This is a genomic window from Aminobacter sp. P4_D5 (assembly GCF_056401815.1).
Genome location: NZ_JBFUIP010001377.1, coordinates 1 through 522, shown reverse-complemented (window position 1 = coordinate 522; position 522 = coordinate 1). Strand labels below are relative to the sequence as shown.

Below are 522 nucleotides of genomic sequence, written 5' to 3'. Positions count from 1 at the left end.
GCCCTGCCCCCCGCCTCGGCGCCGACGGCGCCGCGATCCTGCAGGAGGCGGGGTACACGGAGGCCGACATCGCAGAGCTCGCCGCGTCGGGCGCGACAAGGCTTGGAGACCAGGCATGAACTTCGCCCCGACACCCGAGCAGGAAGCGATCCGCCAGGCCGTCGCCTCCATCTGCACGCGCTTCGACGATGCCTATTGGCTCGCCAAGGACCGCGAGGGCGGCTTCCCGCACGACTTCCACAAAGCCATCGCGGAGGCGGGCTTCCTCGGCATCTGCATCCCCGAGGAGTTCGGCGGCTCCGGCCTCGGCATCACCGAGGCTGCGCTGATGATGGAGGCCATCGCGGCGTCGGGCGGCGGCATGTCGGCGTCGACGGCCGTGCACATSAACATCTTCGGCCTSAACCCCGTGGTGGTCTTCGGCACGGAGGAGCAGAAGSSSCGCTTCCTGCCGCCGCTGGTGCGCGGCGAGGAGAAGGCCTGCTTCGGCGTGACGGAGCCCACGACCGGCCTCGACACCAC

At 70.4% G+C, this 522-nt stretch carries 1 protein-coding gene; it reads left to right on the top strand.

Annotated features, from left to right (window positions below; genetic code table 11):
* Positions 1-115: 115 nt before the first annotated feature.
* Positions 116-522: acyl-CoA dehydrogenase family protein (locus tag AC1DWF_RS38510; RefSeq protein ID WP_476843657.1), on the top strand; the 407-nt coding region annotated here is incomplete at its 3' end.